The sequence below is a fragment of the Actinocorallia aurantiaca genome, assembly GCF_039533685.1.
In the GTDB taxonomy this organism is placed as follows: Bacteria; Actinomycetota; Actinomycetes; order Streptosporangiales; family Streptosporangiaceae; genus Actinocorallia; species Actinocorallia aurantiaca.
Genome location: NZ_BAAATZ010000033.1, coordinates 14,289 through 18,742, shown reverse-complemented (window position 1 = coordinate 18,742; position 4,454 = coordinate 14,289). Strand labels below are relative to the sequence as shown.

General features: G+C 75.6%; 1 protein-coding gene. It reads right to left on the bottom strand.

All coding sequences use genetic code 11. The features are described 5' to 3' along the window. Nucleotides 1–4,454 (bottom strand): type I polyketide synthase (locus ABD327_RS32005; protein WP_344456243.1); only part of this gene is annotated, 4,454 nt, incomplete at both ends.

Below are 4,454 nucleotides of genomic sequence, written 5' to 3'. Positions count from 1 at the left end.
CGGCGCGGGGGGAGGCCACGGCGAGGCGTCCGGGGTTCTCGGCCTGGGCGGAGCGGACCATGCCCCAGACGGCCGCGGCGGCCGGAAGATCGGGGTCGGGGGTGAGCAGGACCAGCAGGGCCTGGTCGTAGGCGGGGGTGGTGAGCCAGCGGCGGATCACGTCCAGGGCGGCGACGGCGGCCGCGCGGGCGTCGCCGGAGGGGGCGCCGGTATCGGGCACGGGGAGGCGCAGGTAGACCCGGTCCGGCACCGGCTCTCCGGGATCGGGCAGGTCCGCGCCGACCGGCGGGGCGCCGGCCGGCTCGGCGGCGAAGGGCTCCCAGGTGAGGTCGTAGAGGAGATCGGCGGCGGGGGTCCCGCCGGCGGGCGTCCAGGGGCCGACGGTGACGGAAGCGGCGGTGACGACGGGGGCGCCCGAGGGATCCTCCGCCCAGAGGCCGTAGCCGCCGGCGGGGAGTTCGGTGAGGTGGATCCGGAGGTGTTCGGCGTGCGCGGCGTGCAGGCGGACGTCGCGCCAGGAGACGGCGCTGAGGTCGGCGAGCAGGCCGGGGTGGAGGAGGTGGGCGGAGCCGTCGGGGACGGTGGCCTCGGCTCCCTCGGTGGTGGGACCGGGGCGATCGGCGGCGGCGGGGATGCGGTCGGTGAGGGTGCCGGTGGCGTGCACCGCCCAGGAGCCGTCGGCGGACGGGCTGGAGACGGTGATCGTGCGGTCGCCGTTCGGGCCGGGGGAGTGGACGCGGGTCTGCACGGTGCCGGGGGCGAGGGGCGCGGCGAGGTCAAGGGCGGCCACGGTCGCGGCGCCGGTGTGGGCGGCGGCCTGGAAGGCCAGTTCCAGCACGGTGGACGGCCCCGCCTCGGGGTCGGTGATCTCGGTGGTGAGGACGCTGCCCTGGCCGTCGGACAGGTCGACGGTACTGACCGGGGCGAGGCCGCGGGCGGTGTCGGCGAGCCAGTAGGAGCGGTGCTGGAAGGGGTAGGCGGGCAGGTCCAGGGGCGGGTGGCCGGTGCCGGTGAGCCGCGCCAGGTCGAAGGGGATCCCGGCGGTGTGCAGGCGGGCCGCGGCCCGGAGGAAGGCGGTCGTCTCGTCGTGGTCGCGGCGGAGGAGGGAGAGATGGGCGCCGTCGGGGCGGGTCTGGTCGTGGAGGGTGGTGAGGGTGGCGCCCGGGCCGAGTTCGACGACGACGGCGCCGGGGACGAGGGACTCGGCGGCGTGGCGGTAGTCGACGGGTTCGCGGATGTGGGCGGTCCAGTAGGCGGGGTCGGTGTGGTCGGCGGTTCCGTTGGTGGCGGCGATGATCGGGATCTGGGCGGGCCGGTAGGTGAGGGTGGCGGCGGTCTCGTGGAAGGCCTCGAGGACCGGGTCCATGCGGGGGGAGTGGAAGGCGTGGGAGACCCGCAGGAGGCGGTCGGCGCGCCCGGTCTCGCGGAAGCGGGCGACGAGGGCGGTGACGGCGTCCGTGTCGCCCGCGACGACCGTGCTGATCGGGCTGTTGACGGCGGCGATCGTCACGCCGGGGGTGAGCAGGGGGCGGACCTCGTCCTCCGGGGCGGCGATCCCGGCCATGGCTCCGCCTTCGGGCAGGGAGTTCATGAGGCGGGCGCGGGTGGTGATGAGGAGGGCGGCGTCGTCGAGGTCGAGGATTCCGGCGCAGTGGGCGGCGGTGATCTCTCCGATGGAGTGGCCGATGAGGTGTGAGGGTGTGATGCCGAGCCAGGTGACGAGGCGGTAGAGGGCTGTTTCGAGGGCGAAGAGGGCGGGTTGGGTGTAGAGGGTGGTGGTGAGGAGGTCGGGGTGGTGGTCGATGACTTGGCGTAGTGGTAGGTCGAGGTGGCGGTCGAGGGCGGTGCAGGCTTCGGTGTAGGCGTGGGCGAAGACGGGGAAGGTGGCGGCGAGGCCGGAGCCCATGCCCTGGTGTTGGGAGCCCTGCCCGGTGAAGGCGAAGACCGGGCCGGGAGCGGGTTTCGCGGTGCCGGTGACCGCGTACGGGGACTGCTCGCCCCGGGCCAGGGCGGTCAGAGCGGCGGTGCGTTCGGCGGCGTCGGCGCCGAGCACCACGGCGCGGTGCGGGTGGGCGGCGCGGCGCGTCGCCAGGTTCCAGGCGATCTCGGCGGGGGCGGCGTCCGGGGGCGCGTCCAGGAGGCGGGCGGCCTGGGCGCGCAGGGCCTCCGGGCTGCGGGCTGAGAGCACCCAGGGCGCAGGCCATTCCGGGGTGTCCCCGTGGGGGGCGGGGCCGGTGGCGGGTGCTTCCTCGATGATGACGTGGGCGTTGGTGCCGCTGATCCCGAAGGAGGAGATCCCGGCGCGGCGGGGCCGTTCACCCGGCTCCCAGGGCCGGTCCTCGGTGAGAAGGGCGACGGCTCCGGCGTCCCAGTCGACTTCCGGGGTCGGCTCGGTGACGTGCAGGGTCGCGGGGAGCGCGGAGTTCCGGAGCGCGAGGATCATTTTGATGACGCCCGCGACGCCGGCGGCGGCCTGGGTGTGGCCCAGGTTCGACTTCACCGATCCGAGCCACAGTGGGGTTTCGCGGTTCTGTCCGTAGGTGGCGATGAGTGCTTGGGCCTCGATGGGGTCGCCGAGGCGGGTTCCGGTTCCGTGTGCTTCGACGGCGTCCACGTCGGACGGTGCCAGTCCCGCGTCGGCGAGCGCCGCCCGGATCACCCGCTGCTGCGACGGCCCGTTGGGTGCGGTGAGGCCGTTGGACGCGCCGTCCTGGTTGACGGCCGAGCCCCTGACGATCGCCAGGACGCGGTGGCCGTTGCGGCGGGCGTCCGAGAGCCGTTCAAGGAGGAGGACCCCGGCGCCCTCTCCCCAGGCGGTGCCGTCGGCGGTGGCGGAGAACGCCTTGACGAGGCTGTCGGCGGCGAGGCCGCGCTGGCGGCTGAAGTCGACGAACGGGTCGGGTTCGGCCATCACGGCGACACCGCTGGCCAGCGCGAGCGAGCACTCGCCGCGCCGCAGAGCCTGCGCGGCGAGGTGGATCGCCACCAGGGACGAGGAGCAGGCGGTGTCGACCGTGACGGCCGGACCCTCGAACCCGAAGGTGTAGGAGACCCGGCCGGAGATGACGCTCGGCGAGGTGCCCGTCCCGAGATAGCCGCCGACCTCCTCGGGCAGGCGGGTGACCCGCAGGCCGTAGGACGAGCCGCTGGCGCCCGCGAAGACGCCGGTGGCGGTGCCCGTCAGGGCGGCGGGGTCGAGGCCGGCGTTCTCCAGGGTCTCCCAGGTGGTCTCCAGGAGGAGCCGCTGCTGGGGGTCCATGGCGAGGGCCTCGCGCGGGGAGATGCCGAAGAAGCCGTTGTCGAAGTCGGCCGCGTCGGTGAGGAAACCGCCGCCGCGGGCGTAGGTGGTGCCGGGATGGTCGGGATCGGGGTGGTAGAGGTCGGGCCAGCCGCGGTCGTCGGGGAAACCGCCGAGGTTGTGGGCGCGGGCGGTGAGGGTGCGCCACAGGTCGTCGGGGGAGGCGATGCCGCCGCCGTAGCGGCAGGCCATGCCGATGATCGCGATGGGCTCGTCGGACGCGGAGCCGGCCGGGGAGGTCTCGGCGGGGGCGGCGTCACCGAAGAGTTCGGTGCGGAGCCGGGCGGCGAGGGCCGCCGGGGTCGGGTGGTCGAAGACGAGGGTCGCGGGCAGCCGCAGGCCGGACGCCCGGTGCAGGCGGTTGCGCAGTTCGACGCCGGTGAGGGAGTCGAAGCCGAGGTCGCGGAAGGGGCGGTCGGCGTCGATCGAGCCGGCGCCCGAGTGGCCCAGGACCAGGGCGGCCTGCTCGCGGACGAGGGCCAGCAGCAGCGCGTCGCGCTCATGCGGGGGAAGGGCGGTCAGCCGTGCGGCGAGGCCGCCGGTCTCCGCGTGTTCGGAGCGGGGCCGGCGGACCGGCCCGGTGAACGAGCGGAGCGCGGGCGGCGCGGTCTCGCCGAGGGCGCGCAGGACGGCGTGGTCGAGGCGGACCGGGACGAGCACCGGGTCGGCGGCGTGGAGGGCGGCGTCGAAGAGCGCCAAGCCGTCCGCGGCGGACAGCGGCAGGACCCCGCTCCGTGCCATCCGAGCCCGGTCGGCGGCGCCGATCCGGCCGCCCATTCCGGCATCCTCCGCCCAGAGGCCCCAGGCGAGGGACAGCGCGGGGAGACCGGCGGCGCGGCGGCGGAGCACGAGGGCGTCCAACGCGGCGTTGGCTCCGGCGTAGGACGCCTGCCCGGCGCCGCCGAGGGTGCCCGCGAGCGCGGAGAAGACGACGAAGGCGTCGAGGCCGAGGCCGTGGGTGAGGTCGTCCAGGTGGGCGGCGGCGTCGACCTTGGCGCGCAGGACGGGGTCGATCCGCTCGGCGGTGAGCTCGTGGGCGAGCCCGTCGGCGACGAGGCCGGCGGCGTGCACCACCATGCGGAGCGGGCTGTGCGGCGGTACCGTCTCGACGATCCGTGCCAGCGCCTCGCGGTCGGCGGCGTCGCAGGCGGCGATC